This window comes from Pseudomonas entomophila, assembly GCF_023277925.1.
GTDB lineage: Bacteria > Pseudomonadota > Gammaproteobacteria > Pseudomonadales > Pseudomonadaceae > Aquipseudomonas > Aquipseudomonas entomophila_D.
Genome location: NZ_CP063832.1, coordinates 524,724 through 549,417 on the forward strand (window position 1 = coordinate 524,724; position 24,694 = coordinate 549,417).

The 24,694-nt window shown below is 64.9% G+C and carries 26 protein-coding genes and 1 other RNA gene; 8 read left to right on the forward strand and 19 right to left on the reverse strand.

Features of this window, described 5'->3' with window-relative positions; translation table 11 throughout:
• Window positions 1-79: 79 nt before the first annotated feature.
• The 3 genes from ffs (at window position 80) to IM733_RS02385 (ending at window position 2,693) form a co-directional block, all read left to right on the forward strand.
• An RNA gene (gene ffs, locus IM733_RS02375) (signal recognition particle sRNA small type) lies at window positions 80-176 on the forward strand.
• 150 nt (window positions 177-326) lie between these two features.
• Entirely contained in the window at window positions 327-716 is a 390-nt protein-coding gene (locus tag IM733_RS02380; protein ID WP_248919371.1) for a hypothetical protein, read from the forward strand.
• A gap of 27 nt (window positions 717-743) precedes the next feature.
• Complete coding sequence (locus IM733_RS02385; protein ID WP_248919372.1) at window positions 744-2,693, forward strand: hypothetical protein; 1,950 nt, start codon at window positions 744-746, stop codon at window positions 2,691-2,693.
• Window positions 2,694-2,724: 31 nt separating this feature from the next.
• Here the strand turns inward: IM733_RS02385 and IM733_RS02390 are convergent, their stop codons facing one another.
• The gene (locus tag IM733_RS02390) at window positions 2,725-3,171 is read right to left on the reverse strand and encodes a helix-turn-helix domain-containing protein (protein WP_248919373.1); all 447 of its coding nucleotides are present in this window, start codon (window positions 3,169-3,171) and stop codon (window positions 2,725-2,727) included.
• Between the two features lie 84 nt (window positions 3,172-3,255).
• Between IM733_RS02390 and IM733_RS02395 the strand changes: the two genes are divergently transcribed.
• Complete coding sequence (locus tag IM733_RS02395; protein WP_248919374.1) at window positions 3,256-3,750, forward strand: DUF2938 domain-containing protein; 495 nt, start codon at window positions 3,256-3,258, stop codon at window positions 3,748-3,750.
• Here the strand turns inward: IM733_RS02395 and IM733_RS02400 are convergent.
• A complete protein-coding gene (locus IM733_RS02400) occupies window positions 3,747-4,517 on the reverse strand; it encodes a substrate-binding periplasmic protein (protein ID WP_248919375.1) in 771 nt (256 codons plus the stop codon). The two genes, IM733_RS02395 and IM733_RS02400, sit on opposite strands and share 4 nt — an antisense overlap.
• A 132-nt stretch (window positions 4,518-4,649) precedes the next feature.
• Here IM733_RS02400 and dnaX point away from each other — a divergent pair, with 132 nt between their 5' ends.
• The 3 genes from dnaX (at window position 4,650) to recR (ending at window position 7,802) form a co-directional block, all read left to right on the forward strand.
• On the forward strand, window positions 4,650-6,710 hold the full coding sequence (gene dnaX / locus IM733_RS02405) for a DNA polymerase III subunit gamma/tau (RefSeq protein ID WP_248919376.1): 2,061 nt from the start codon (window positions 4,650-4,652) through the stop codon (window positions 6,708-6,710).
• A gap of 65 nt (window positions 6,711-6,775) precedes the next feature.
• Window positions 6,776-7,111 carry a YbaB/EbfC family nucleoid-associated protein gene (locus IM733_RS02410; RefSeq protein ID WP_011533041.1) on the forward strand — a complete coding sequence of 112 codons (336 nt, stop codon included), beginning with the start codon at window positions 6,776-6,778 and terminating at the stop codon, window positions 7,109-7,111.
• Between the two features lie 88 nt (window positions 7,112-7,199).
• Window positions 7,200-7,802, forward strand: a complete 603-nt coding sequence (gene recR / locus IM733_RS02415; protein WP_248919377.1) for a recombination mediator RecR — start codon at window positions 7,200-7,202, stop codon at window positions 7,800-7,802.
• A gap of 78 nt (window positions 7,803-7,880) precedes the next feature.
• On the opposite strand, the gene IM733_RS02420 is transcribed toward recR, so the two are convergent.
• From IM733_RS02420 to ccoN (IM733_RS02495), 16 genes are all read right to left on the reverse strand, one after another.
• Window positions 7,881-8,429, reverse strand: a complete 549-nt coding sequence (locus IM733_RS02420; protein WP_240065677.1) for an adenine phosphoribosyltransferase — start codon at window positions 8,427-8,429, stop codon at window positions 7,881-7,883.
• Window positions 8,430-8,481: 52 nt separating this feature from the next.
• Window positions 8,482-9,216: a Crp/Fnr family transcriptional regulator FnrA gene (fnrA, locus tag IM733_RS02425; RefSeq protein ID WP_011533044.1), complete on the reverse strand. Its 735-nt coding sequence runs from the start codon at window positions 9,214-9,216 to the stop codon at window positions 8,482-8,484.
• Window positions 9,217-9,403: 187 nt separating this feature from the next.
• Complete coding sequence (gene hemN, locus IM733_RS02430; protein ID WP_248919378.1) at window positions 9,404-10,786, reverse strand: oxygen-independent coproporphyrinogen III oxidase; 1,383 nt, start codon at window positions 10,784-10,786, stop codon at window positions 9,404-9,406.
• Window positions 10,787-10,942: 156 nt separating this feature from the next.
• Complete coding sequence (locus IM733_RS02435; protein WP_248919379.1) at window positions 10,943-11,626, reverse strand: sulfite exporter TauE/SafE family protein; 684 nt, start codon at window positions 11,624-11,626, stop codon at window positions 10,943-10,945.
• Window positions 11,619-11,831, reverse strand: coding sequence for a cbb3-type cytochrome oxidase assembly protein CcoS (gene ccoS, locus IM733_RS02440; RefSeq protein ID WP_248919380.1), 213 nt, complete (start codon window positions 11,829-11,831; stop codon window positions 11,619-11,621). The genes IM733_RS02435 and ccoS overlap by 8 nt, the downstream gene beginning before the upstream one ends.
• Complete coding sequence (locus tag IM733_RS02445) at window positions 11,813-14,284, reverse strand: heavy metal translocating P-type ATPase (RefSeq protein WP_248919381.1); 2,472 nt, start codon at window positions 14,282-14,284, stop codon at window positions 11,813-11,815. The genes ccoS and IM733_RS02445 overlap by 19 nt, the downstream gene beginning before the upstream one ends.
• Window positions 14,285-14,437: 153 nt before the next feature.
• On the reverse strand, window positions 14,438-14,965 hold the full coding sequence (locus tag IM733_RS02450) for a FixH family protein (protein WP_248919382.1): 528 nt from the start codon (window positions 14,963-14,965) through the stop codon (window positions 14,438-14,440).
• A 15-nt stretch (window positions 14,966-14,980) separates the two neighbouring features.
• Window positions 14,981-16,396, reverse strand: coding sequence for a cytochrome c oxidase accessory protein CcoG (gene ccoG, locus IM733_RS02455; RefSeq protein WP_248919383.1), 1,416 nt, complete (start codon window positions 16,394-16,396; stop codon window positions 14,981-14,983).
• Window positions 16,397-16,643: 247 nt separating this feature from the next.
• Window positions 16,644-17,621: a cytochrome-c oxidase, cbb3-type subunit III gene (gene ccoP, locus IM733_RS02460; RefSeq protein ID WP_248919384.1), complete on the reverse strand. Its 978-nt coding sequence runs from the start codon at window positions 17,619-17,621 to the stop codon at window positions 16,644-16,646.
• On the reverse strand, window positions 17,618-17,809 hold the full coding sequence (locus tag IM733_RS02465) for a CcoQ/FixQ family Cbb3-type cytochrome c oxidase assembly chaperone (protein ID WP_011533052.1): 192 nt from the start codon (window positions 17,807-17,809) through the stop codon (window positions 17,618-17,620). Before IM733_RS02465 ends, ccoP (IM733_RS02460) begins: the two co-directional genes overlap by 4 nt.
• Window positions 17,810-17,814: 5 nt before the next feature.
• Window positions 17,815-18,423: a cytochrome-c oxidase, cbb3-type subunit II gene (ccoO, locus tag IM733_RS02470; protein ID WP_011533053.1), complete on the reverse strand. Its 609-nt coding sequence runs from the start codon at window positions 18,421-18,423 to the stop codon at window positions 17,815-17,817.
• On the reverse strand, window positions 18,423-19,865 hold the full coding sequence (gene ccoN / locus IM733_RS02475; RefSeq protein WP_248919385.1) for a cytochrome-c oxidase, cbb3-type subunit I: 1,443 nt from the start codon (window positions 19,863-19,865) through the stop codon (window positions 18,423-18,425). The genes ccoO (IM733_RS02470) and ccoN (IM733_RS02475) overlap by 1 nt, the downstream gene beginning before the upstream one ends.
• A gap of 480 nt (window positions 19,866-20,345) precedes the next feature.
• The gene (gene ccoP, locus IM733_RS02480) at window positions 20,346-21,287 is read right to left on the reverse strand and encodes a cytochrome-c oxidase, cbb3-type subunit III (RefSeq protein ID WP_248919386.1); all 942 of its coding nucleotides are present in this window, start codon (window positions 21,285-21,287) and stop codon (window positions 20,346-20,348) included.
• Complete coding sequence (locus tag IM733_RS02485) at window positions 21,284-21,478, reverse strand: cbb3-type cytochrome oxidase subunit 3 (RefSeq protein ID WP_011533056.1); 195 nt, start codon at window positions 21,476-21,478, stop codon at window positions 21,284-21,286. Before IM733_RS02485 ends, ccoP (IM733_RS02480) begins: the two co-directional genes overlap by 4 nt.
• A 5-nt stretch (window positions 21,479-21,483) precedes the next feature.
• Window positions 21,484-22,092 (reverse strand): cytochrome-c oxidase, cbb3-type subunit II, encoded by a 609-nt coding sequence (ccoO, locus tag IM733_RS02490; RefSeq protein WP_213660303.1) that lies wholly within the window; start codon window positions 22,090-22,092, stop codon window positions 21,484-21,486.
• 13 nt (window positions 22,093-22,105) lie between these two features.
• Window positions 22,106-23,530, reverse strand: coding sequence for a cytochrome-c oxidase, cbb3-type subunit I (gene ccoN / locus IM733_RS02495; RefSeq protein WP_011533058.1), 1,425 nt, complete (start codon window positions 23,528-23,530; stop codon window positions 22,106-22,108).
• 49 nt (window positions 23,531-23,579) lie between these two features.
• Here ccoN (IM733_RS02495) and IM733_RS02500 point away from each other — a divergent pair, with 49 nt between their 5' ends.
• Window positions 23,580-24,269: an alpha/beta family hydrolase gene (locus tag IM733_RS02500; protein ID WP_248919387.1), complete on the forward strand. Its 690-nt coding sequence runs from the start codon at window positions 23,580-23,582 to the stop codon at window positions 24,267-24,269.
• 131 nt (window positions 24,270-24,400) lie between these two features.
• Here IM733_RS02500 and IM733_RS02505 read toward each other — a convergent pair whose 3' ends face one another.
• Window positions 24,401-24,685, reverse strand: a complete 285-nt coding sequence (locus tag IM733_RS02505; protein ID WP_248919388.1) for a pyrimidine/purine nucleoside phosphorylase — start codon at window positions 24,683-24,685, stop codon at window positions 24,401-24,403.
• Window positions 24,686-24,694: the final 9 nt, after the last annotated feature.

Sequence of the window (24,694 nt, forward strand, 5' to 3'; positions counted from 1 at the left end):
TCTCGCTCAAAGGTTGTAACTTCTTCCCGGCGCTGTACAATGGTGCGGCTCGTCACATGGCGAGCCGTCGTGGTGGCCCCATCGGTCCCCCCGCATTGATTACCCGTTAACCTGGTCAGGCCCGGAAGGGAGCAGCCATAGCGGGAACATCGAGTGCCGGGGTGTGGCTGGTGGGGCCGCCTCCATTTTGGGCGTAGGCTTTTTCCCGCCCGCTCTCGTTTCATCCCCGCCTTCACATCCAAACACGCCTTTACGCCTGCACAATCCTGCGCGGCGCCTTATCATGCACCCATCGTGTCAGACCGTTCGGCCAGGAGAGAGCGACCGTGGAACATGTCGACGAGATTACCCGTCACAAGATCCGGGAGTGGCAGATGCGCCGCCTGGAGATCAAGGACCAGATGATCGCCCACCCGGAGCGGGTGCTGGAGCTGTCACAGGTGCTCGACCAGATGGAAGAGGAGCATGAGCGCATCCTGGGCGAGGCGACCCCGCCAGCCACCGAAGTGCAGCCGGCACTCGAACTGCAGGTGAGTGTATCGGCCGGCAATGCACGGGACCTGCGCAAGTTGCTGGAGCTGGCGTTGCACGAACTCGACAGTGCACTGGACGAACAGGCACCTGGCACCACCTATCCGGGTGAGATGTCGGGCTCGTTGGGTGCCTACCGCTTCGAGCTGGTGGTCGGGCAGGGGCCCGACGCAAGCCCTAAATGATCCTCCGCACCTGGACCACGAACGACGATGCAACCTGAACACTTCGACTTTTCCCGCCCGGTGTTCCTGCCGATCACTGCAGAGTGCTGCCAGGGCTTGCTGCAGGCCGAGGGGGTGCCGCTGCTCGATGGCTTGAGCGACCCCGAGCTGGCTGCGCTGCTGGTGATCCAGAACCTGGCCCAGACCTCGGGCAGGGTCGATGCGTTGGCGGCAGAAAAGATCCTCGGCAAGTTGCTGGCATGGGCTGTCGACGGCCCCCACGCCGAGGATGTCGGGTTGTTGTCGGAGGCGTATCGATTGTTCGATGCGCGCAAGTTGTATTTCGGGCTCGAGGTGATCAAGGGGTCGAAACTTCACCTGCTCGACGCGCAAGACGTGAAAAGCCGGGAGTACCTGCTGGCCGATGGCAAATGGGACTTCGACTACCGCATTCGTCGGCACCTTCAGGACAACCCCTTCAGCCAGCACGTGGTCACCGGTTTCGACAAGGAGCGCTGGCTGACGGTCGAACAGGACAAGCTGCTCAAGGTCGTACGCGCCAACCTCGACGAGGACCTGCATGTTCAGGGCTATGCCGGCATCGGCAAGAGCTACCTGCTGGGTGCGCTCATGGATTGCCTGCCGCGCGGCCGGGTGCTGCCCCTGGCGCGTACCCCGGCCAAGCTGGCGACGCTACGCCAGCGCATGGGCCTGGACGCGCAGGCGAAGGTCGGCATGACCTTTGGCCAGTTCGCCCAGGCGCTGCTCAGGGATCGCGCGGCGGCGCCTGCCAGGGCGACCGCTCGAGGGCCGGGCAAGCGCAAGCTGGCCGAGGAGCTGGGGGTCCTCGGTGTGCGCCAGTACGACGCCGAGCATACCTTCGAAATCTGCCTGGAAGTGCTGCACAACTACTGCGAATCACGGGATTACAGCCTGTCGAGTCGGCATCTGCCGTTCTTCCGTCAGGCGCTGTCGAACCTGGATGCCCAGGTGTTGCTCGAGTACGCCAGCCGCCTGTGGCGCTATGTCGAAGCGCACCCGGCGTGGGCGGCGCAGACCGGGTTCGAGGCGTTGCTGCTGATCAAGCGCGCCAGCCTCGCCGGGTGCAGTGTGCCCGGGCGCTTCAGCCACGTCATCATCGATGAAAGCCAGGATCTGCCGGCCGCGCTGTTGCAGGTCATCGAGCGCGGCCGCCAGGTGCTGATCACCCTGGGCGACGAATATCAAAAGGCTTCGGGGGCCGTGGTTCGGCGCGAGCGTCAGGTGCGCCAGAAGGATATCGCCTTCGCCGTGCGTTCCGGGCCCAAGGTCGAGCGCCTGATCAACCCATTGATCGGTGTGCACTCGCAGAAGTCGAAGGTGGCTTTCGAGGCTGCGCGCAGTGTCGATGTGGGCATCGAACATTACCCTGAGGGCTTTGTCCCGCCCGAGGGATGTGTGGTGTTGACCGCCTCGCGCTGGGACAGCATGCGCTGGGCAATGGAGATGGCCGAGTCGAACTGCTTGCTGAAGTTTCCCGACTGGGCCGACATGCGACGCTTCATGACCACGGCGGTAGGCCTGTTCAGGGCGGGGTTCTATGCCCCTGGGCAGGATGCCGAGGGCGCGCATCCGCACTTTGCCCATCTGCTTGATTGGCAACAAGTGCGTGAGGCGGAGCGCTTCGATGCTTCCTTCCGCTGGGTCGAGGCGCGACTCGAAGCTGGTTACAAGCTGGCCGACCTGACCGTGCTTGCAGCGCGGGTGGCGGATCATCGCGCCAGCCTCACCCTGATGATGGCGGAACAGGCCGGGGGGCTCGAGTTCGACCATGTGCTGCTCACGCCGGAGCTGATGGCCACTGATCGCTTCAAGGATGCCTACGCTTTCGATGCACGGATCTGCGCCGTGTATATCGCATTGTCGCGGGCGCGCCGGCAGCTGTACCTGCCGTTCGATGTGGAAGAGTGGGTCAACTACCACAAGGGCCAGCCGTTTCGCGAACTACACGGCCATTGAGCGATGGTTCGCCTGCGGTGGGCGCCGGCTTTCAATGATCCATGGCACCGGCCTTGTCGGTGTTCGCCGGCAAGGCCGGCCCCTTCAGGTGTTTGCGTCGTTTGCCCTGGGTGGCGGACACCTGTATCAAGCGCTGGAATGTCGGGCACTGCAGGTGGTTCTCTTGCGGGCATGCCGCCGCATGGCGCAACCCTTTGCTCATTGCCTGCAGGCGCTTCACGCGTCGGTCGATCTCGTCAGCTTTGGCCAGCAGCATCTGCCGGTCGACCTGTTGCGCCACCAGCATCGCCGCCACTTCGTCCAGCGAAAATCCGGCTGCCTGGCCCAGGGCGATCAAAGCCAGGCGCTCGGGCGTGTCGGCGGGAAACTGCCGCCGCTGGCCGCGTATGGACAATGACCTGAGCAAGCCCTCGTTGGCGTAGTAGCGCAGTGTGGACGCCGGTACTCCCGTGCGCCTGGCGACATCGGCGATGTCCATCCCTGCTCCCTTGACTTGAAGTTGACTTCAACTTGCATGCTGCGCGGCATGGACTTTTCCGTCAATCCAACAAGGGCATTCATCATGATATCTATCCCGCTGAGTCTCTCCATCCTGTCGATAGGTGTCGGCGCCACGCTGGTCATGGACCTGTGGACGTTCGTGCTCCGTCGCCTGGGTGTCACCACCCTGAACTACGCCATGATTGGGCGTTGGGCCGGGCATCTGCTCGAGGGCCGCTGGCGGCACTCGGCAATCAGCCAGGCAGCCCCGGTCGATGGTGAGTTGATAGGGGGTTGGCTGATCCACTATGCCACCGGCTTGTTGTTCGCCGGGCTTTTGGTTGGGGTGGTCGGGCAGGGTTGGCTGCTCGACCCGACACCCTGGCCCGCGTTGCTTTTTGGGGGTGTGTCGGTGCTGGTGCCGCTGTGCGTGGTCCAGCCTGCATTGGGGGCGGGCTACTTCGCCGCGAACACGCCTGCGCCGCTGAAGAGCTGCCTGCGCAGCCTGGCCACCCATGGTGTGTTTGGTCTTGGTCTGTACCTGGCTGCGCTCGGTGTGGCCTGGGTGACAGGCTAGGTTCCGTCGGCCTCGGCCTGGTTTCGTTGTAGGCGCTCATGGGTATAGCGCTCGATGATCCGCTCGATCTCCCCGGACTGCTTCAGCCGCACCAGGGCCCTCAGCAGCGCCTGGGTCGGTAGTGCCGGGTCGTTGCGTACCAAGCAGCCCAGCGCCTGCTCCTGCAGCACGGCCAGGCCGCGCAGCCGTTGCGCCGCCGGCAGCTGGCGATTGAACCACTGCAGTGACAGCTGGTTGCTCACAGTATGGCGATAGCGCCCGGCCTGGAGCTTCTGCAGGGCCAGCAGCTGGTTGCGGCTGTCCTCGCGTTGCAGGCGGCCGCTGCTGAACAGCGGTTCGAGGGTGGGGTAGGTGTAGCCCAGCACGGTGCCGATGGCTTGGGGGGCCAGGTCTTCCGGGCGGGACGGGCCACTGTCGCCGGCATGGCCGACCAGCAGGTCGCGCTGTTCGATCAGCGGGACGCTCCACAGATAGTCGCCAGGGCGGTCGCTCAGCCACTGAGGGGAGACGTAGCAGCGCACGTCGATATCGCCGTTTTGCATGGCCTCTTGCAGGCGCAGGCGGGCCATCACATGGTACTGCGGGCGCACGCCTACCTCGCGGGCGAGGGCCTGGATCAGGTCGAACAGGATGCCCTCCACCGGTTGCTCTTGCTCGGTGCGCATCAACGGCATGCTCCAGCTTTCGGCGATGGAGAAGCGCAGCACTGGCTGCTCGGCCAGGCTCTGGGTGGTCCACAACAACAGCAAGGCCAGGACTCGGCGCACGTCACATCCTCCCTGATCTGTCTGGCCGTGTACCCGTCACTGAGCTTAGACGAGATCGGCAGGGTGCAATTTCGGCCCCGCTCCGCTAGCATTAGCGCTCTTTCCGCCCGCTCCGGTCACGATGGTTTTTTGATGAGTTATCAGGTTCTTGCACGTAAATGGCGTCCGCGCTCGTTCCGCGAAATGGTCGGCCAGACCCATGTGCTCAAGGCTTTGATCAACGCCCTGGACAACCAGCGCCTGCACCACGCCTACCTGTTCACCGGCACCCGCGGGGTGGGCAAGACCACCATCGCGCGGATCATCGCCAAGTGCCTGAACTGCGAGACCGGCATCACCTCCACACCTTGCGGCACCTGCTCGGTATGCCGGGAGATCGACGAGGGGCGTTTCGTCGACCTGATCGAGATCGACGCTGCCAGCCGCACCAAGGTCGAGGACACCCGCGAACTGCTCGACAACGTGCAATACGCGCCCAGCCGCGGGCGCTTCAAGGTCTACCTGATCGACGAAGTGCACATGCTCTCGACGCACTCGTTCAACGCCTTGCTCAAGACGCTGGAAGAGCCGCCGCCCTACGTCAAGTTCATCCTGGCCACCACCGACCCGCAGAAACTGCCAGCGACCATCCTGTCGCGCTGCCTGCAGTTCTCGCTGAAGAACATGAGCCCGGAGCGGGTGGTCGAGCACCTCAGTCACGTGCTGGGCGCCGAAAATGTGCCGTTCGAGGACGATGCCCTGTGGTTGCTCGGGCGTGCCGCCGATGGCTCCATGCGCGATGCCATGAGCCTGACCGACCAGGCCATCGCCTTCGGCGAAGGCAAGGTGCTGGCTGCCGATGTGCGGGCGATGCTTGGCACCCTTGATCACGGCCAGGTCTATGGCGTGCTGCAGGCGCTACTGGAGGGCGATGCCCGGGCGCTCCTGGAGGCGGTACGCACGCTTGCCGAGCAAGGGCCGGACTGGAACGGCGTGCTTTCGGAAATGCTCAACGTGCTGCACCGCGTGGCCATCGCCCAGGCGTTGCCCGAAGCCGTCGATAACGGCCAGGGCGACCGTGATCGTGTGCTGGCCCTGGCCCAGGCGCTGCCGGCTGAAGACGTGCAGTTCTATTACCAGATGGGGCTGATCGGCCGTCGCGACCTGCCGTTGGCGCCAGACCCACGTGGCGGCTTCGAGATGGTGCTGCTGCGCATGCTGGCGTTCCGCCCGGCCGACAACGACGATGCGCCGAAACCGGTACTAAAGCCGGTGGGGATCAGCCAGGCCACAGCTGATCCGGCCCAACCGGTGGCAGTGGCGGCGGTTGCCGTCGAGAGGCCCGTTACCGAACCCGCCGTTCAAGTCGCCGAGCAAGCGCCTGCACCTGCCGAGCGCCCGCCTGAACCGGTCGCCGAACCTGTAGTGCAAGCCGCCCCGGTGGTGGCGCCCGAGCCAGTGCCTGAGCCTGAGCCTGAGCCACAGCCGGCCGAGGAGGTGCTCGACCTGCCGTGGGAGGAGCCTTCCGCGCCTGCTACGCCGGTCGTCGAGCCGCAGCCGGAAGCCGCCCGGACGCCGGTGGCCAAGCCTGTCTCCGGCCCACCTGAGTATGACGAACCGCCGTTCGATCCGTCCGCTTACGGCGCGGCCGGGATGGAGCGTGACGATGAGTTGCCAGCCGACGATGACTACTATGTCACGGACAGCGACCCCGCCAGCTTCAGCTATCTCGACGAGTTGGCGGAGCATGTGCAGGAAGAACAGCCGGTCAAAGCCCCGGAACCCCTGCCTGCATCCAAGCCGGCCACTGGCCTGGCCCTGCAATGGCTGGAATTATTCCCACAGTTGCCTGTCTCTGGTATGACAGGCAACATCGCCGCGAACTGTACGCTGATCGCTGCCGACGGTGACGATTGGCTGCTGCACCTGGACCCAGGGCAAGGCGCGCTGTTCAACAGCACGCAACAGCGCCGCCTCAACGAGGCGCTCAACCAGCAGCTCGGGCGTGAGATACGCCTGAAGATCGAGCTGATCCGCCCGGAGCAGGAAACGCCAGCCCAGGCCGCCGCGCGCAAGCGCTCGGAGCGCCAGCACGAGGCCGTGGTGTCGATCGAGCAGGACCCGCTCATCCAGCAGATGATCCAGCAGTTCGGCGCGACGGTGAGGCAGGATACTATTGAGCCTGTGGACGCCCTGGCAAGCCCGGGGCAGTGAACGAATAACCATGCGGCCCGCCCCGTGCCGGGCCGCATCACATGACCCAATCGAGGTATACCCCCATGATGAAAGGTGGCATGGCCGGCCTGATGAAGCAGGCCCAGCAGATGCAGGAAAAGATGCAGAAGATGCAGGAAGAGCTGGCCAACGCCGAAGTCACCGGCCAGTCCGGTGGCGGCCTGGTAAGCGTGGTGATGACCGGTCGCCATGACGTCAAGCGCGTCAGCATCGATCAAAGCCTGATGTCGACCGACGCCGACGACAAGGAAGTGCTCGAGGATCTGATCGCCGCCGCACTCAACGACGCGGTGCGCAAGATCGAGCAGAACAGCCAGGACAAGATGGGCAGCATGACCGCTGGTATGCAGCTGCCGCCTGGTTTCAAAATGCCGTTCTAATCGGCCTCTTGCTTCAAATGGGGAGCAACGACCCGGCGGTCGTTGCTCCCTTGTTCATTCTGATTCCTGAATTGGCAGGCCTGCACACATGAGCTTCAGCCCCCTGATCCGCCAACTGATCGACGCCCTGCGTATCCTGCCCGGTGTCGGCCAGAAAACCGCCCAGCGCATGGCCCTGCAGCTACTGGAGCGCGACCGCAGCGGCGGCACGCGCCTGGCCCAGGCCCTGAGCCAGGCCATGGAGGGCGTCGGCCACTGCCGCCAATGCCGCACGCTGACCGAGCAGGAGCTCTGCCCGCAGTGTGCCGACCCGCGCCGTGACGACACGCAACTGTGCGTGGTCGAGGGGCCGGTGGACGTGTATGCGGTGGAGCAGACCGGTTATCGTGGCCGTTACTTCGTGCTCAAGGGCCATCTATCGCCGCTGGACGGCCTGGGGCCGGAGGCTATCGGTATTCCGCAACTGATGGCGCGGATCGACGAACAGGGCACCTTCAGCGAGGTGATCCTGGCCACCAACCCCACGGTGGAAGGGGAGGCTACGGCCCACTACATCGCCCAGCTGCTGGCCGAGAAGGGCCTGATCGCTACGCGCATCGCCCATGGCGTACCGCTGGGGGGGGAGCTGGAGCTGGTGGATGGTGGGACGCTGGCCCATGCCTTCGCGGGGCGCCGGCCTATATCGCTGTGAGTGGGTTCGCCGGCAAGCCGGTTCCTACAGGTTCACCGCGCACCACTGTAGGGGCCGGCTTGCCGGCGAACAACTGACTCAGTACTCGCTGAGAGAAAACTCGGTCAGGCAGAAGGTCGGGACCCCGGCCGCCTGCAGGCGGCGCGAGCCTTCAAGTTCTGGCAGGTCGATGATTGCCGCTGCTTCGAATACTTTCGCCCCAGTGCGACGTACCAGGTTCGCCGCGGCCAGCAGGGTACCGCCGGTGGCGATCAGGTCATCGAAGATCAGCACCGAGTCGCCGTCGCAGAGGCTGTCGGCGTGCACTTCCAGGAAGGCTTCGCCGTACTCGGTCTGGTAACCCTCCGACAGCACATCGGCCGGCAGCTTGCCCTGCTTGCGGAACAGGATCAGCGGCTTGTTCAGCTGGTGGGCGATGATCGAGCCGATCAGGAAGCCCCGTGCGTCCATGGCGCCGATGTGGCTGAAGTCGGCTTCGACATAGCGCTCGATGAACTGGTCGGCGACATAGCGCAGCCCGCGTGGCGATTGGAAAAGCGGGGTGATGTCGCGGAAGATCACGCCCGGCTTGGGGAAGTCCACTACCGGGCGGATCAAGGCTTTGAGGTCGAAGGTGTCGCTGTGCATGGGCGGGTATCCTGGAAAAACTCGGCGCCAGTATACCCTGTTCACATGGCCATCAGGCTTCGAGTGCGCCACCGGCCAGCGCGCACAGCTGGATCGGGTCGAGGATGTGCACTTCCTTGCCCTCGGCCTTGAGCAGGCCGTTCTGCTGGAAGCGGGTGAACACGCGGGACACGGTTTCCACGGCCAGGCCCAGGTAGTTGCCGATCTCGTTGCGCGACATGCTCAGGCGGAACTGGTTGGCCGAGTAGCCACGGGCGCGGAAGCGCGCGGACAGGTTGACCAGGAAGGTGGCGATGCGCTCGTCGGCGGTCTTTTTCGACAGCAGCAGCATCATCTGCTGGTCGTCGCGGATTTCGCGGCTCATCACCCGCATCAACTGGCGGCGCAGCTGCGGCAGCTGGACCGAGAGTTCGTCGAGGCGCTCGAAGGGGATCTCGCACACGGAAGTGGTTTCCTGGGCCTGGGCCGATACCGGGTAGGCTTCGGTGTCCATGCCGGATAGGCCGACCAGTTCGCTGGGCAGGTGGAAGCCGGTGATCTGCTCTTCGCCCGCATCGCTGAGGCTAAAGGTTTTCAGGGCGCCGGAGCGGACCGCATAGACCGAGCCGAAATTGTCACCCTGGCGGAACAGGAACTCGCCCTTCTTCAGCGGGCGGCCGCGTTTGACGATTTCATCCAGTGCGTCCATGTCTTCCAGGTTCAGGGACAGGGGCAGGCACAGGGGGGCCAGGCTGCAATCCTTGCAGTGGGCCTGGTTGTGTGGGCGCAGTTTTACTGGCTCGGACATTTCTTTCGATCCTTGTGGGAAAGCACACATAAGCCGTAAGGATAACCTGCGGCATGGGCTGTAGGCCAGTGTGCGCATTTTGGGTGCACGCTAGCAGCGGGCCGGAAGGGGTGTTCCGGCACCGTTCGACTGTCCATAGTGTGCCTCGAAAGGCGGGCTGTCCATGCGGTGAAACGACTCAATATCCTCAGATCACCCGCGAAAAACGCTGGCGATTGTGCTGGGCCAGGTAGCCATCGAAGACCATGCACACCGAGCGTACCAGCAGGCGTCCGGCCGGCAGGACGCGGATGCCCTTTTTATCCAGGCTGATCAGTCCGTCGCGTTGCATGGTCAGCAGTTCCGGCCACTGATCATTGAAGTACCCACGGAAATCGATGGTGAAGGCTTGTTCGATCGCTTCGAAGTCCAGTTCGAAGTGGCAGATCAACTGCTGGATCACCGCCCGGCGCAGGCGGTCGTCCTGGTTGCACAGCAAGCCGCGCTGGGTGGCCAGCTGGGCGCTGGAAAGGGTGTCCTGGTAGGTGTTCAGGTCGCTGCTGTTCTGGCAGTACAGGTCGCCGATCTGGCTGATCGCCGAGACGCCCAGGCCGATCAGGTCGCAATGGCCGTGGGTGGTGTAACCCTGGAAGTTGCGCTGCAGGGTGCCTTCTTCCTGGGCGATGGCGAGCTCGTCGTCGGGCAGGGCGAAGTGGTCCATGCCGATGTAGCGGTAGCCGGCGGCGGTGAGCTGGTCGATGGTGGCGTGGAGCATTTCCAGCTTGGCGGCCGGTGCCGGCAGGTCGTTGCTGTCGATGCGCCGCTGGGGCATGAACCGTTCGGGCAGATGGGCGTAGTTGAATACCGACAGGCGGTCGGGCTGCAGGCGGATGACTTCCTCCACGGTGCGGGCGAAGCCTTCCGGGGTCTGCTTGGGCAGGCCGTAGATCAGGTCCAGGTTGATCGAGCGGAACTGCAGGGTCCGCGCGGCCTCGATCAGGGTGCGGGTCTGCTCCAGGCTCTGCAGGCGGTTCACCGCGCGCTGCACGGCCGGGTCAAGGTCCTGCACGCCAAGGCTGACACGGTTGAAGCCCAGTTCGCGGAGCAGACCCATGGTCGACCAGTCGGCCTCGCGTGGGTCGATCTCGATGCCGTAGTCGCCCGAATCATCGTCCAGCAGGTTGAAGTGCTGGCGCAGGGTCGCCATCAGCTGGCGCAGTTCCACGTGGCTGAGGAAGGTCGGTGTGCCGCCGCCGAAGTGCAGTTGCTCGACCCGCTGCTTGGGGTCCAGGTGGCAGGCGATCAGCTGGATTTCCTGCTCCAGGCGTTGCAGGTACGGTGCGGCGCGGGCGCGGTCCTTGGTGATGACCTTGTTGCAGGCGCAGTAGTAGCAGATGTTGGCGCAGAACGGCACATGCACGTACAGCGACAGGGGGCGGGTGGCGCGGCGGCTTTCACGCAGGGCGTGGAGCAGGTCGAACGAACCCACTTCGCCGTGCAGTTGCACGGCGGTCGGATAGGAGGTGTAGCGTGGCCCGGCCAGATCGTAGCGACGAATCAGGTCGGCGTCCCAGCGTAGGTCGTCGAGCATGTGGGTGGTCCCCGGATAGAGCTGCAGTGTCCGGAGTCTAGGGGCGCAAGGGCTGGGGCGTGTTGATTTGTATCAAGGGCGTTCGCCGGCAAGGCCGGCAGTCCAGAGGCTGGCGCGGAACCTGTTGGAGCCGGCCTTGCCGGCGAACCGCGTTGCTCAGTGCCCCATGAGCCAATGCTGGTGAGGTCCAGGCAACGTCCATACGCCAAACAGGATAACCAGCACACCGCCTGCCATTCGCACCCCACGCTTGCGCAACAGTGCGCCAACCCGCTCGGCTGCCAGCCCCGTGGCCAGCAGCACCGGCCAGGTGCCCACGCCGAAGGCCAGCATCAACGCTGCACTGTGCAGCGCATCGCCCTGGCTCGCCGCCCACAGCAGGGTGCTGTATACCAGCCCGCAGGGTAGCCAGCCCCACAGGGCACCGAGCAACAGAGCGCGAGGCAGGCTGGACACCGGCAGCAGCCGCGTGGCCAGCGGTTGCACGTGCCGCCACAGGCCGCGGCCGAGGGTTTCGATGCGGGTCAGGCCGCTCCACCAGCCCGCCAGGTACAGGCCCATGCTGATCAGCAACAGCGCCGCGACTACTCGCAAGCCGATGGCCAGCGGACTGCTGGCCAGGGCCACGCCGGCCACGCCTAGCAGCAAGCCGGCGCAGGCGTAGCTGAGCACGCGCCCGAGGTTGTAGGCCAGCAGCAAGCGCAGGCGGCGGCCGCGTTGCTCTGGGGGGATGGCGAGAGTCAGGGCGCCCATCAGGCCGCCGCACATGCCCAGGCAGTGGCCGCCACCCAGCAGGCCCAGGACCAGCGCCGAGCCGAGCAGGGGAAGCAGTTCAGGCACGCGGGGTCGAGTCCTTGTCTTCGGGCTGGTCTGGTTCCGGCTTGGCGGCCGCTTGGTGTCGCGGATCCTGGTCGTCGAACAGGATGCTGTGGGCCGGGCCTTCGAGGTCATCGTACTGGCCGCTGTCCACCGCCCAGAAGAAGATGTACACGGCGACGCCGACCAGCAGCAGGGCGGCGGGGATCATCACATAGAGGGCGGGCATAGGTTGGTCCTTCCGGGCTGGGTCGCCTCGTTCGCGGGCTTGCCCGCGCCCACGGGCAGGCGGGTCAGGCGCAGGGCATTGAGCACGACGATCAGCGAGCTGACCGACATGCCGACCGCCGCCCAGACCGGGGTAATCCAGCCCAGCGCGGCGAACGGCAACATCAGGCCATTGTACAGCGTCGCCCAGAGCAGGTTCTCGACAATGTTACGGCGGGTGCGGCGGGCCAGGTCGAAAGCCTGCGCCAGCGCCTGCAAGCGGTTGGACAGCAGCACCGCGTCGGCGCTGGTCTTGGCGAGGTCCGTGGCGCTGCCCATGGCGATACTGATGTCGGCGGCGGCCAGCACCGGCACGTCGTTCACCCCGTCGCCCAGCATCAGCACCTTGCGGCCCTCGGCCTGCAAGGCTTTGAGGCGGGCCAGCTTGTCGTCCGGGCGCAGGCCGCCGACGGCCGTGTCGATGCCCAGCTGGGCGGCGACTTCGTTAACCATTGGCGAGCTGTCGCCGGACAGCAGCAGGGTCTGCCAGCCACGCGCCTTGCAGGCCGCAACCAGGTCCGGGGCGTCGTCGCGCAGGCGGTCGTCGAGGCCGAACCAGGCCAGCGGGCCGCGACGATCACCCAGCAGCAGCCATTGTCCGCGCGGTTCGGGCACGGCAGGCACCTCGGCACCGCTCAGGGCACAGACGAAGGTGGCTTGGCCGATGCGCAGGCGCTGGCCGTCCATCTCACCCTCCAGGCCCAGGCCGGGGACGGCGTTGACCTCTTCGGCGGGCCGCGCAGCGCGGCCGAACGCACGGGCGATGGGATGTTCGGAACGGTTTTCCAGGGCGGCGGCCAGCGCCAGGCACTTGTCACTGTCCAGCCGCCCCAGCGGGCGAATGCTGCGCAGGGCCAGACGGCCTTCGGTGAGGGTGCCGGTCTTGTCGAAGATCACCGTATCGATCTGGTTCAGGCCTTCCAGCACATGGCCGCGAGTGATCAGCAGGCCGAGCTTGTGCAGGGTGCCGGTGGCGGCGGTGAGGGCGGTGGGGGTGGCCAGCGACAGGGCACAGGGGCAGGTGGCGACCAGCATTGCCAGGACGATCCAGAACGCCCGCGAGGAATCGAGCTGCCACCAGGCCAGGCCGATGACTGCTGCGGCCACCAGGCTGAACAGCAGGAACCATTGCGAGGCGCGGTCGGCAATTTCGGCCAGGCGCGGCTTCTCCAGTTGCGCCCGTTCCAGCAGGCGAACGATGGCCGATAGTCGCGAGTCCTGGCCCAGGGCCTGGACTTCGACGGTCAGGGTGCTCTCGACGTTGAGTGTGCCGCCGGTCACCGGGTCGCCGCTGCGCCGCGGCAGGGGCAGGTATTCGCCGGTGAGCAGCGACTCGTCGACACTGGAGCGGCCCTCGAGGATGCGGCCGTCGGCCGGGATCACCGCGCCGGGCAGCACCTGGACACGGTCGCCACAGCGAAGCTCGCCCAGCAGGATGCGCTCGGCCTGGCCGTTTGAATCCAGGCGCAGGCACGAGGCGGGCAGCAGGTTGACCAGCTGCGCGGTGGCCGCCGCCGTGCGTTCGCGGGCGCGGCGCTCCAGGTAGCGGCCGGTGAGCAGGAACAGCGCGAACATGCCCACGGTGTCGAAGTACAGTTCCCCGTGGCCGGTGATCGCCGTCCAGATCCCGGCGCAGAAGGCCAGGCCGATGGCCAGCGACACCGAAACGTCCATGGTCAGGTGGCGGGTGCGCAGGTCGCGGGCGGCGCCCTTGAAGAACGGCGCGCAGCTGTAGAACACGATGGGGATGGTGAGAAACAGCGCGACCCAGCGCAGGATGGTGTGCAGCTCGGGGGACAGGTCGATGTTGAACTCCGGCCAGGTAGCCATGGTCGCCATCATCGCCTGGAACCACAGCAGCCCGGCCACGCCGAGGCGGCGCAGGGCGCTGCGGTTTTCCCGGGCCAGTTGCTCGGCGGCCTGGTCGGGTTGGTAGGGGTGGGCGGCATAGCCAATCTGGCGCAGCTCGGCGAGCAGTTTCGACAATGGCAGCTGGCTGTCGGCCCAGGTGACCAGCAGGCGGTGGTTGGACAGGTTCAGGCGCGCCTCGGCGACGCCGGGCAGATTGCGCAGGTGCTTGTCGATCAACCAGCCGCAGGCGGCGCAGCTGATACCTTCGACCATGAGGGTGGTTTCGGCCAGTTCGCCTTCATGGCGCACGAAGGACTGCTGCACATCGCTGCGGTCGTACAGGGCCAACTCGTCCTGCAACTGGCGGGGCAGGGCTTCGGGGTTGGCACTGGTGTCGCTGCGGTGCTGGTAGTAGTGCTCCAGGCCACCGGCGACGATGGACTCGGCCACTGCCTGGCAGCCGGGGCAGCAGAACGGCCGGGGCTCGCCGAGGACCACGGCGGTGAAGCGGCTGCCGGCGGGGACGGGCAGGGCGCAGTGGTAGCAGGCGGTGGGTTGGGTCATCGACATCTCTTCTGGCTGGCGCGGACCTTGTAGGGGCGGCTTCAGCCGCGATCACCCGCTTGGCGGGTGCCACACACCGCGTAGCCTGCATCGCGGCCGAAGCCGCTCCTACAGAAGGTTCAATGTTGGCGAGGCAGCCCCGCCAACAGGGTGTTACTGATGCTCGGCACCTTGCAGTGCTTCATCCCCCAGTTGCAAGGTCACGCCATGCTCGACCTTCTCCTCTTCGAACAACCGCCACACATGGTTGTCCTGGCTGCCTAGCAACTCGACGAAGCGCCGGCCCTCGACCTTGTCCACGAGCTGGCCGACATAGCGCCCAGGCTCGCTGCGTGCCAGCTGGACCTTGCGATCCTTGTCCGGCTGGGTCGGCGAGATCAGGTTCAGTTCCAGGGCCTCCGGGCTGCTGTTGCCAGTCAGGCGCACCTCGACTTCGCCGGTCAGTTCGTCCAGGTGCACGCTGGCCTTGAGGTTGAGGGTCTGGGCCAGCAGTTCGCGGTCCAGCGAGCGGTTGATGCCCTTGCCGGCCTCGTAGTAGTTGTCGTTGACCAGATTGTCCGGGTTGCGCACGGCGATGCTGACCATGGTCAGGCTCAGGCACACCGAGGTGGCCAGGATACCGATGATGATCCAGGGCCAGAGGTGCTTGTACCAGGGGCTGGCGGCGGTGGCGGCAGGCATTGATCGTTTTCTCTCTCAGCGGATCTGTGGGCCGATGAAACGGCTCTTGGCTTCAACCTGGCTGGCGCTGTCGTCGGCGTCCTTGAGGATGAAGGTGATTTCGTTGGTGGTCGAGGGCAGTTTTTCCGGGGCGACCGACAACTGCACCGGCAGGTTGACGATATCGCCGGCGGCGACACGGATCTCGCGATGGCCTTCGAGCTGTAGGTCGGGCAGGCCGGCGGCGTCGAGCACGTAGACGTGGTCGCGCTGGTCCTTGTTCATCACCTTCAGGCTGTAGACGTTCTCGATCCGGCCTTGTGCGTTCTCGCGGTACAGCACGCGGTCCTTGGCCACGTCGAAGCCCACCAGCGAGCGGGTGGCGAAGGCGGTGGCCAGGGCGCCGATCATCACCAGCAGCACCAGGGCGTAGCCGATCAGGCGCGGGCGCAGCATGTGGGTCTTCTGCCCGGACAGGTTGTGCTCGGTGGTGTAGCTGATCAGCCCTTTGGGGTAGTTCATCTTGTCCATGATGCTGTCGCAGGCGTCGATGCAGGCGGCGCAGCCGATGCACTCGATCTGCAGGCCGTCGCGGATGTCGATGCCGGTGGGGCAGACCTGCACGCACATGGTGCAGTCGATGCAGTCGCCCAGGCCCTTGGCCTTGTAGTCGATGTCTTTCTTGCGCGGGCCACGGGTTTCGCCGCGGCGCGGGTCGTAGGAGACGATCAGGGTATCCTTGTCGAACATCACGCTCTGGAAGCGCGCGTAGGGGCACATGTAGATGCACACTTGTTCGCGCAGCCAGCCGGCGTTGCCGTAGGTGGCCAGGGTGAAGAAGCCGACCCAGAAATAGGCCCAGCCGTCGGCCTGCCCGGTGAAGAACTCGATGGCCAGCTCGCGGATCGGCGAGAAGTAACCGACGAAGGTCATGCCGGTAACAAAACCGATCAGCAGCCACAGGCTGTGCTTGGCCAGCTTGCGCAGGAACTTGTTCGCGCTCATGGGCGCCTTGTCCAGCTTCATGCGCTGGTTGCGGTCACCCTCGGTGACTTTCTCGCACCACATGAACACCCAGGTCCACACGCTCTGCGGGCAGGTGTAGCCGCACCAGACCCGGCCGGCGTACACGGTGATGAAGAACAGGCCGAAGGCGGCGACGATCAGGATGCCCGAGAGCAGAATGAAGTCCTGGGGCCAGATGGTGGCGCCGAAGATGTAGAACTTGCGCTCGGGCAGGTTCCACCAGACGGCCTGGTGGCCGCCCCAGCTCAGCCAGACTGTGCCGAAGTACAGCAGGAACAGTGCCGCGCCGCCGACCATCCGCAGCCTGCGGAAGATGCCGGTGAAGGCGCGGGTATAGATTTTTTCACGCGAGGCGTAGAGGTCGACGGAATCCTTTCCCTTGTTGGCAGGCGGGGTGACGTCATGTACCGGAATTTGCTTGCTCATCATCAAGTCCCACGGCAGTGGAGAAACGCCGCGGCCAGTGCGTGCCGGCCGCAGTCTCGCGCGTTCTGCTAGCGCTCTGCGGCCCATGATACGCCTGTGATGGCGCGTGCGGGGCGCGCTGCGACCTTTAGTCGCGTTGGGTTCGTGGTGTGAATCGTGTTATGGCGGGTGTCAATTGATCCAGGTCAGCTGGTGCTGAGTTTGCCGGCCTCATCGCGGACTCATCCGCGATGAGGTTTGGCTTGGCTTACTCAGCCTTGGCCGGCTCCGCCTGATGCGACAGGCTGTACACATAAGCGGCCAGCAGGTGAACCTTGTCGTTGCCCTGCATCTGCGCCTGGGCCGGCATCTGGCCCTGGCGACCGTAGCGGATGGTCTGTTGCAGTTGGGCGAAGCTCGAGCCGTAGATGAACGCCTGCGGGTGCGTGAGGTTCGGCGCGCCCATGGCCGGGGTGCCCTTGCCTTCGGGGCCGTGGCAGGCCACGCAGTTGGTGGCGAAGATCTGCTGGCCCTTGACCGGGTCGGCCTTGGCGTCCTCGGGCAGTTTGCGGCCGTCGAGGTTGGTCAGCACGAAGGCCGCCACGTCCGCCACGCCTTGCTCGCCGATCACCGTCGCCCAACCCGGCATCACGCCGTGGCGACCATTCATGATGGTGGTCTTGATGGTCTCCGGTTCGCCGCCCCAGCGCCAGTCGTTGTCGGTCAGGTTGGGGAAACCGTAGGCGCCTCGGGCGTCGGAGCCATGGCACACCGAACAGTTGGACGCGAACAGGCGTGCGCCCATCTTCAGTGCCTGCGGGTCCTTGGCCACTTCCTCGACGGGCATGGCGGCGAACTTGGCGAAGATCGGCCCGAAGCGGGCATTGGCCTTGGCCATCTCCTTTTCCCACTCGTGCACGCCGGTCCAGCCGGCCTGGCCGTTGGAAAACTCGGTCTTCTTGTCGTTGTCCACGTACGCGTAACCGGGGAGCAGGCCTTTCCAGTTGCCCAGGCCCGGGTACAGCACCAGGTAGCCGAGGGCGAAGACGACGGTGCCGACGAACAGCCAGAACCACCACTTTGGTAGCGGGTTGTCGTATTCCTCGATGCCGTCGAAGGCGTGGCCGACGACTTCGTCGGTGATCTCTTCGCGCTGGCCCTTGCGGGTCGACAGCAGCAGCCAGGTCAAGGCGAAGATGGTGCCCAGGGTCAGGACGGTGACGTACAGACTCCAGAAGGTTGTCATTGTTGTTTGCTCCTAGACGCTTGTGCTTGCTCGACGTGTCGGGTGGCCTCGGGGTCGTCGGCGAACGGCAACTGCGTTGCCTCGTCGAATTCCTGCTTGCGCCGCGGGCTGAACACCCACAGCGCCAGGCCCACGAAGGCCACCAGCACCACGACGGTGCCCAGGCCGCGAATCGTGCCGATATCCATCAGGGTCACCGTTTGCTCTTGATGAGGGTGCCAAGGCCTTGCAGGTACGCGACGAGGGCGTCCATCTCGGTCTTGCCCTTGACCGCGTCGCGGGCGCCGGCGATGTCCTCGTCGGTGTACGGCGTGCCCAGGGTGCGCAGGACCTCCATCTTCTTGGCGGTGTCCTTGCCGTCGAGCTTGTTCTCGACCAGCCACGGGTACGACGGCATCTTCGACTCGGGCACCACGTTGCGCGGGTTGTACAAGTGCGCGCGGTGCCAGTCGTCCGAGTAGCGGCCACCCACGCGGGCTAGATCCGGCCCGGTGCGCTTGGAGCCCCACAGGAACGGGTGGTCCCACACGCTCTCGCCAGCCACCGAGTAGTGGCCGTAGCGTTCGGTTTCGGCGCGGAACGGGCGGATCATCTGCGAGTGGCAGCCCACGCAGCCCTCGCGGATGTAGATGTCGCGGCCTTCGAGCTCCAGCGCGGTGCGCGGCTTCATGCCCTCGACCGGCTTGTTGGTGACGTCCTGGAAGAACAGCGGGACGATTTGCGTGAGGCCACCGACGCTGACGGCGATGACCATGAAGAAGGCCATCAGGCCGATATTCTTCTCGACTGCTTCATGCTTCATCAGTGGGCTCCCACGACGACGATCTTGGCGGCTTCCTCAGCCTGTACCGGGTTGGCGGCACGCACGGTGCGCAACACGTTGTAGGCCATCAGCAGCATGCCGGAGGCGAAGAACGCACCGCCCAGGGCGCGGACGATGAAGCCCGGGTGGCTGGCCTGCAGCGCTTCGACGAAGGAGTAGGTGAGGGTGCCGTCGTCGTTGATGGCGCGCCACATCAGGCCCTGGGTGATGCCGTTGACCCACATCGAGGCGATGTACAGCACGGTGCCGATGGTGGCCAGCCAGAAGTGCGCGTTGATCAGCCCGACACTGTGCATCTGCTCGCGGCCGTAGAGTTTCGGGATCATGTGGTAGACCGCGCCGATGGAGATCATCGCCACCCAACCCAGGGCGCCGGCATGGACGTGGCCGATGGTCCAGTCGGTGTAGTGCGACAGCGAGTTGACCGTCTTGATGGCCATCATCGGGCCTTCGAAGGTGGACATGCCGTAGAACGCCAGCGACACGACGAGGAAGCGCAGGATCGGGTCGGTGCGCAGCTTATGCCAGGCCCCCGACAGGGTCATCATGCCGTTGATCATGCCGCCCCAGCTTGGGGCGAGCAGGATGATCGACATCACCATGCCCAGCGACTGCGCCCAGTCCGGCAGGGCGGTGTAGTGCAGGTGGTGGGGGCCGGCCCAGATGTACAGGGTGATCAACGCCCAGAAGTGCACGATGGACAGGCGATACGAGTAGATCGGGCGTTCGGCCTGCTTCGGTACGAAGTAGTACATCATCCCCAGGAAACCGGTGGTGAGGAAGAAGCCCACGGCGTTGTGGCCGTACCACCACTGGATCATCGCGTCGGTGGCGCCGGCGTAGGCCGAGTACGACTTGAACAGGCTCACCGGCAGCGAGATGTGGTTGACGATGTGCAGCATCGCGGTGACCACGATGAAGGCGCCGTAGAACCAGTTGCCGACGTAGATGTGCTTGGTCTTGCGCTTGACGATGGTGCCGAAGAACACCAGGGCGTAGGTGACCCAGACGATGGCCAGCAGGATCGCCAGCGGCCACTCGAGCTCGGCGTACTCCTTGGTGGTGGTGAAGCCCATGGGTAGCGTGATCAGCGCGCCGACGATCACCGCCTGCCAGCCCCAGAAGGTGAAGGCGGCCATGCTGTCGGAGATCAGGCGGGTCTGGCAGGTGCGCTGCACCACGTAGTAGCTGGTGCCGAACAGGGCGCAGCCACCGAAGGCGAAGATCACCAGGTTGGTGTGCAGCGGGCGTAGGCGGCCGAAGCTCGTCCATGGCAGGTCCAGGTTGAGCTGGGGCCAGACCAGTTGCGAGGCGATGAAGACGCCGAGCCCCATGCCAAGGATCCCCCAGACCACCGTCATGATGGCGAACTGGCGGACGACCTTATAGTTATAAGCAGTCGGACTGATTGCAGTGCTCATTCTAAGGTTCCACGGTTTGGGTGTTCTTGTTGGTTGGTAAATCGGCGCCAGTATCGATAACCACCAGGGTTATGGCAACGCAAGGAGACTTGCGCCGACCCGTGTCCAGGCCCTTTCCGCCACCGTCCCGTGGCGTGTGGGCTGAACGATTGTACACAAATAAATATTTGTAATGTGTACCGTTTTCCATGTTTTTCTGATCGTTCGGTCAAGCTTTTTAGTCGGGGACGGGCACGCAAGGCGTCATCCCAAAGCCGCAGGCTCGTGCGCGTGGAGTCGATGCGTGATGTCAGGCTGTGCACCACGTCTGTTCCGGTCGCTGCGAGCGAAGCCACTGTGGCAACAAGCTTAGTTGCGTTCGGAGGGGGTGCAAGGAAGGGGGGGAGGGTGGGGCTGCTTTGCAGCCCTTTCGCCGGCAAGCTGGCTCCTACCTGAAGGGCGCAGGGCCCGTAGGAGCCGGCTTGCCGGCGAAGAGGGGGGTTACTTGGCGGTGACGGTTTCCGGCACTTGTTCCTGCGACAGGCTATACACATAGGCCGCCAGCAGGTGGACCTTGTCGTTGCCCTGGATGTCATGCTGCGCAGGCATCTGGCCCTGACGGCCATAACGGATGGTCTGCTGCAACTGGGCGAAGCTCGAACCGTAGATGAATGCCTGTGGGTGAGTCAGGTTGGGCGCGCCCATGGCTGGGGTGCCCTTGCCCTCAGGGCCGTGGCAGGCCACGCAGTTGGTGGCGAACAACTCCTTGCCCTTGGCCGGGTCGGCCTTGGCGTCTGCCGGCAGGGTGCGGCCGTCGAGGTTGGTCAGCACGAATGCCGCCACATCGGCCACGCCCTGCTCGCCGATCACCGTGGCCCAGCCCGGCATGATGCCGTGGCGGCCGTTCATGATCGACGCCTTGATGGTCTCCGGCTCGCCGCCCCAGCGCCAGTCCTTGTCGGTCAGGTTGGGGAAGCCGTAGGAGCCCTTGGCGTCCGAGCCGTGGCATACCGAGCAGTTGGAGGCAAACAGCCGGCTGCCCATCTTCAGCGCCTGCGGGTCCTTGGCCACGTCCTCCACCGGCATGGCGGCGTACTTGGCGAAGATCGGCCCGAACTTGGCATCGGCCTTGTCCATCTCTTTCTGCCACTCGTCCACCTGGGTCCAGCCATTCTCGTAGCCGGGCAGGATGCCTTTCCAGTTGCCCAGGCCCGGGTAGAGGATCAGGTAGCCCACCGAAAACACCAGGGTGCCGACGAACAGCCAGAACCACCATTTTGGCAGCGGGTTGTCGTACTCCTCGATGCCATCGAAGCTGTGGCCCATGGTCTGGTCGGTGGTGTCGCTGCTCTGGCCCTTGCGGGTGGCGAGCAGCAGCCAGGTCAAGCCGATCAGGCTGCCGAGGGTCAGTACGCTGATATACGTACTCCAGAAGGTGGTCATTGCCGAGTACTCCTCATGGCAGCAGGTTCCTGCCCGGCAGGGGGCAGGCGGTCGTCGACGAAGGGCAGCAGGCGCGCTTCGGCGAAATCACGGTCGCGGCGACGGTTGAACACCCAGAGCGAGAGGCCGATGAAGGCGATCATCACCACCAAGGTGCCCAGGCCGCGGATCATGCCGATGTCGATGTCCATCGCATTCACCTCTTGTTCTTGATCGCGGTGCCGAGCACCTGCAGGTAGGCCACGAGCGCGTCCATCTCGGTCTTGCCTTTGACGGCGTCCTTGGCACCGGCGATGTCGTCGTCGGTGTAAGGCACACCCAAGGTGCGCAGGGCGCGCATCTTGACGTCGGTGTGGCTGTTGTCGACCTGGCTGGCCACCAGCCACGGGTAGGACGGCATCTTCGACTCGGGCACCACGTTGCGCGGGTTGTACAGGTGCGCGCGGTGCCAGTCGTCCGAGTAGCGGCCACCGACGCGGGCCAGGTCCGGCCCGGTGCGCTTGGAGCCCCACAGGAACGGGTGGTCCCACACGCTCTCGCCAGCCACCGAGTAGTGGCCGTAGCGCTCGGTCTCGGCGCGGAACGGCCGGACCATCTGCGAATGGCAGCCCACGCAGCCCTCGCGGATGTAGATGTCGCGGCCTTCGAGCTGCAGGGCGGTGTAGGGTTTCATGCCTTCGACCGGCTTGTTGGTGACGTCCTGGAAGAACAGCGGGACAATCTGCGTCAGGCCGCCGATGCTGACGGCGAACACCATCAGCAGGGCCATCAGGCCTATGTTTTTCTCAACGACTTCATGGTTCATCAGGCTCTACTCCTCAAGCCAGCTGGGCGTTGGCGGTGGCTTGCTCGGCGGCGGGGGCACGCACGGTGCGCCAGGTGTTCCAGGCCATCAGGAACATGCCGCTGAGGAAGATCGCGCCGCCGACGAAGCGCACGACGAAGCCGGGGTGGCTGGCCACCAGGGTTTCGACGAACGAGTAGGTCAGCGTGCCGTCGCTGTTGACTGCGCGCCACATCAGGCCTTGGGCAATGCCGTTGACCCACATCGAGGCGATGTAAAGCACGGTGCCGATGGTGGCCAGCCAGAAGTGCGCGTTGATCAGCCCGAGGCTGTACATGCGCTCCTTGCCGAACACTTTGGGGATGGTGTGGTACAGCGCGCCGATGGAGATCATCGCCACCCAACCCAGGGCACCGGCGTGGACGTGGCCGATGGTCCAGTCGGTGTAGTGGGACAGGGCGTTGACGGTCTTGATGGCCATCATCGGGCCTTCGAAGGTGGACATGCCGTAGAACGCCAGCGACACCACCAGGAAGCGCAGGATCGGGTCGCTGCGCAGCTTATGCCAGGCCCCCGACAGGGTCATCATGCCGTTGATCATGCCGCCCCAGCTCGGGGCCAGCAGCACCAGCGACATGATCATGCCCAGCGACTGCGCCCAGTCCGGCAGGGCGGTGTAGTGCAGGTGGTGGGGGCCGGCCCAGATGTACAGGGTGATCAGTGCCCAGAAGTGCACGATCGACAGGCGATACGAATACACCGGGCGTTCGGCCTGTTTCGGTACGTAGTAGTACATCATCCCCAGGAAGCCAGCGGTGAGGAAGAAGCCCACGGCGTTGTGGCCGTACCACCATTGCACCATGGCGTCGGTGGCGCCGGCGTAGACCGAGTAGGACTTGGTCAGGCTGACCGGTATTTCCAGGTTGTTGACGATATGCAGGATCGCCACGGTCAGGATGAAGGCGCCAAAGAACCAGTTGCCCACATAGATGTGCTTGGTGTTGCGCTTCATCAGCGTACCGAAGAACACCACGGCATAGGCCACCCAGACGATGGTGATCAGGATGTCGATCGGCCATTCCAGTTCGGCGTATTCCTTGGTGCTGGTGTAGCCCAGCGGCAGGCTGATCGCCGCCAGCAGGATCACCAGTTGCCAGCCCCAGAAGGTGAACGCGGCCAGGCGCGGCGCGAACAGGGTGGTCTGGCAGGTGCGTTGCACCGAATAATACGAGGTGGCGAACAGGGCACAGCCGCCGAAGGCGAAGATCACCGCGTTGGTGTGCAAGGGTCGCAGGCGGCCGAAGCTGGTCCACGGCAGGTCGAGGTTGAGGGCGGGCCAGGCGAGCTGGGCGGCAATGAAGACGCCGAGCCCCATCCCGACGATGCCCCACACCACCGTCATGATGGCGAATTGGCGGACCACCTGGTAGTTGTAGGCGGTACTGCTGGTTGTGTTCATGTATGGGTTCCCATCCACGGTTATAGGCAGGCTAAACAGCGAGGCAAGCATGAGTAATGGGCAAAGTGCCGGTATTGACGGGGATCAATGGGCGAAGATCGCAAATGTCCCAGGCTTGCGCTGCGATCCTCCACGAATCTCGGCCGATCGCGGTTACCGCGGTTGCCTGATCCTGGCCCACGGCGCGGGTGCGCCGATGGACAGCGGGTTCATGGAGGACATCGCGCAAAGGCTGGCGGGGCAAGGGGTAGGGGTGGTGCGCTTCGAGTTTCCGTACATGGCCCAGCGCCGTGTCGACGGCGGCAGGCGGCCGCCCAATCCGCAGAAGGTATTGTTGGAATGCTGGCGCGCTGTGTATGAACAGGTGCGACCATTGGTCGCAGGCCCGGTAGCCATTGGCGGCAAGTCCATGGGCGGGCGCATGGCCAGTCTTCTGGTCGATGAACTGGGGGCCGATGCCCTGGTATGCCTGGGCTATCCGTTCTACGCGGTGGGCAAGCCGGAGAAACCACGGGTCGAGCACCTGGCGGGGTTGCGCACGCGCACGCTGATCGTCCAGGGGGAACGCGATGCCCTGGGCAATCGTGAGACGGTGGAGGGGTACGTATTATCGCCCGCGATAGAGGTGAGTTGGCTGGTGGCGGCGGATCATGACCTGAAGCCGCTGAAGGTTTCCGGGTTCAGCCATGAGCAGCATCTGCAGGCGGCGGCGGAGCGGGTGGCGGGGTTTCTCTCATGAAGAGAACCGTGCTGGCACTACCCCTGTAGGAGCGGCTTCAGCCGCGATCACCCGCATAGCGGGTGCCAGGCTTCGTGTTGCCTGCATCGCGGCTAAAGCCCTACCCGCAAGTGGCGTAGGAGCGGGCTCACTTAGTCGCGGTATTCGCACAGGTAGGCGGTGTCTACTGCCACCTTCAGTTGGAACTTGCTGTCAGCCGGCACGTTGAACTGGCTGCCTGCCGCGAACTTCTCCCAGTTGTCGCTGCCCGGCAGCTTGACGGTCAGGGCACCGCAGACCACGTGCATGATCTCGCGCTTGGCGGTGCCGAACTCATATTCGCCCGGCGCCATCACGCCCACGGTGGCCGGACCTTCCTGGCTTTCGAAGGCGATCGACTTGACGGTGCCATCGAAGTATTCATTGACCTTGAACATGGGCGACTC

What these genes read in the sequence shown, in the direction of transcription:
- IM733_RS02385 (WP_248919372.1), top strand. Translation starts at nt 744, where the DNA reads ATGCAACCTGAACACTTCGACTTTTCCCGCCCGGTGTTCCTGCCGATC.
- IM733_RS02390 (WP_248919373.1), bottom strand. Translation starts at nt 3,171, where the DNA reads ATGGACATCGCCGATGTCGCCAGGCGCACGGGAGTACCGGCGTCCACA.
- IM733_RS02395 (WP_248919374.1), top strand. Translation starts at nt 3,256, where the DNA reads ATGATATCTATCCCGCTGAGTCTCTCCATCCTGTCGATAGGTGTCGGC.
- dnaX (WP_248919376.1), top strand. Translation starts at nt 4,650, where the DNA reads ATGAGTTATCAGGTTCTTGCACGTAAATGGCGTCCGCGCTCGTTCCGC.
- IM733_RS02410 (WP_011533041.1), top strand. Translation starts at nt 6,776, where the DNA reads ATGATGAAAGGTGGCATGGCCGGCCTGATGAAGCAGGCCCAGCAGATG.
- recR (WP_248919377.1), top strand. Translation starts at nt 7,200, where the DNA reads ATGAGCTTCAGCCCCCTGATCCGCCAACTGATCGACGCCCTGCGTATC.
- IM733_RS02420 (WP_240065677.1), bottom strand. Translation starts at nt 8,429, where the DNA reads ATGCACAGCGACACCTTCGACCTCAAAGCCTTGATCCGCCCGGTAGTG.
- fnrA (WP_011533044.1), bottom strand. Translation starts at nt 9,216, where the DNA reads ATGTCCGAGCCAGTAAAACTGCGCCCACACAACCAGGCCCACTGCAAG.
- hemN (WP_248919378.1), bottom strand. Translation starts at nt 10,786, where the DNA reads ATGCTCGACGACCTACGCTGGGACGCCGACCTGATTCGTCGCTACGAT.
- ccoS (WP_248919380.1), bottom strand. Translation starts at nt 11,831, where the DNA reads ATGCCCGCCCTCTATGTGATGATCCCCGCCGCCCTGCTGCTGGTCGGC.
- IM733_RS02445 (WP_248919381.1), bottom strand. Translation starts at nt 14,284, where the DNA reads ATGACCCAACCCACCGCCTGCTACCACTGCGCCCTGCCCGTCCCCGCC.
- IM733_RS02450 (WP_248919382.1), bottom strand. Translation starts at nt 14,965, where the DNA reads ATGCCTGCCGCCACCGCCGCCAGCCCCTGGTACAAGCACCTCTGGCCC.
- ccoG (WP_248919383.1), bottom strand. Translation starts at nt 16,396, where the DNA reads ATGAGCAAGCAAATTCCGGTACATGACGTCACCCCGCCTGCCAACAAG.
- ccoP (WP_248919384.1), bottom strand. Translation starts at nt 17,621, where the DNA reads ATGACAACCTTCTGGAGTCTGTACGTCACCGTCCTGACCCTGGGCACC.
- IM733_RS02465 (WP_011533052.1), bottom strand. Translation starts at nt 17,809, where the DNA reads ATGGATATCGGCACGATTCGCGGCCTGGGCACCGTCGTGGTGCTGGTG.
- ccoO (WP_011533053.1), bottom strand. Translation starts at nt 18,423, where the DNA reads ATGAAGCATGAAGCAGTCGAGAAGAATATCGGCCTGATGGCCTTCTTC.
- ccoN (WP_248919385.1), bottom strand. Translation starts at nt 19,865, where the DNA reads ATGAGCACTGCAATCAGTCCGACTGCTTATAACTATAAGGTCGTCCGC.
- ccoP (WP_248919386.1), bottom strand. Translation starts at nt 21,287, where the DNA reads ATGACCACCTTCTGGAGTACGTATATCAGCGTACTGACCCTCGGCAGC.
- IM733_RS02485 (WP_011533056.1), bottom strand. Translation starts at nt 21,478, where the DNA reads ATGGACATCGACATCGGCATGATCCGCGGCCTGGGCACCTTGGTGGTG.
- ccoO (WP_213660303.1), bottom strand. Translation starts at nt 22,092, where the DNA reads ATGAACCATGAAGTCGTTGAGAAAAACATAGGCCTGATGGCCCTGCTG.
- ccoN (WP_011533058.1), bottom strand. Translation starts at nt 23,530, where the DNA reads ATGAACACAACCAGCAGTACCGCCTACAACTACCAGGTGGTCCGCCAA.
- IM733_RS02500 (WP_248919387.1), top strand. Translation starts at nt 23,580, where the DNA reads ATGAGTAATGGGCAAAGTGCCGGTATTGACGGGGATCAATGGGCGAAG.
- IM733_RS02505 (WP_248919388.1), bottom strand. Translation starts at nt 24,685, where the DNA reads ATGTTCAAGGTCAATGAATACTTCGATGGCACCGTCAAGTCGATCGCC.